Genomic DNA, 1,224 nt, shown 5'->3' on the forward strand with positions numbered 1-1,224 from the left:
TGTAGCCTTCCCTAAAAATAAGACAGTTTAAAATTCGAAATTCTTAACTTTAAACCATTAAACTGTCCGATGAAAAAAAGTAGATTTACCGAAAGTCAGATCATCAAGATCTTAAAGGAAAACGAACAAGGTCGAGCTGTTGGCGATATCGCCCGTGAATTGGGTATCGACAAGAGCACTATATATTATTGGCGTAAGAAATATGGAGGGATGGAGACTCGTGAGCTAAAACGCCTGAAAGAACTGGAGGAAGAAAACCGCAAGCTCAAGCAGATGTATGCTGATGCGAGTCTTGATAATCAAATGCTGAAAGACCTTTTGTCAAAAAAGTTCTAAGGCCTTCCGACAAGAAGCATAGAGCGGTTTATTTGATTAAGGAGTACCAGGTCTCCATAAAGCGAGCCTGTGATGTAGTAGGGCTGACCCGTTCCATGTGGTATTATCAGACCAAGCGTGATGACCGTGAGGTAATCGATAAACTCTCAGAGTTGGCCACTAAGTTACCAACCAGGGGTTTTGATGAGTATTATAAACGAATACGTCGCGAAGGCCACAAGTGGAACCGAAAACGGGTATTACGGGTATACCGGAAGATGAAACTTAAATTAAGGCGCAAACATAAAAAGCGCATCACAGACCGAGTAAAACATCCTTTAGAGGCGCCTGAAGCGTTGAACCAAGTCTGGAGCATGGACTTTATGTCTGATATTCTTTCTGACGGAAGAAAGGTACGGATATTAAACATTATGGATGATTGTAACCGGGAAGCATTAGCTGTAAATCCGGAACTGAATTATCCTGCCAAAAAAGTTGTGGAAACTTTAGAACAATTGGAGGAAGAGATAGGCCTTCCCGAAACGATCCGTTGTGATAACGGTCCTGAGTTTATCTCAAAAACCTTTAATGACTGGTGTAAGAGAAAGCGAATTGAAATCCGTTATATCCAACCTGGAAAGCCCATGCAAAATGGTTATATAGAACGATTGAACAGATTCTACAGAGAAGATATATTGGATGCTTATTGGTTTAACGATTTACATCAGTTACGATCATTAAGCAATACTTGGATGGAGGATTACAACAATAACCATCCACATCAATCTCTGGGGAATAAATCTCCAAGAGAGTACAAACCCAGATTGGGGGAAGAATTCTTCCCCCAATCTAATGATATTAATGAAAATTTATTGAATTTAGAGGTGTCTTAGATTGGGTAAGCCTACA

Annotated in this window: 1 pseudogene; it reads left to right on the forward strand. The window is 40.2% G+C overall.

Features of this window, described 5'->3' with window-relative positions:
- Positions 1–69 precede the first annotated feature (69 nt).
- A pseudogene (locus KN811_RS21740) lies at positions 70–1,208 on the forward strand (IS3 family transposase).
- Positions 1,209–1,224 lie beyond the last annotated feature (16 nt).

The sequence above is a fragment of the Sinomicrobium weinanense genome (genome assembly GCF_018863395.1).
Taxonomy (GTDB): domain Bacteria; phylum Bacteroidota; class Bacteroidia; order Flavobacteriales; family Flavobacteriaceae; genus Sinomicrobium; species Sinomicrobium weinanense.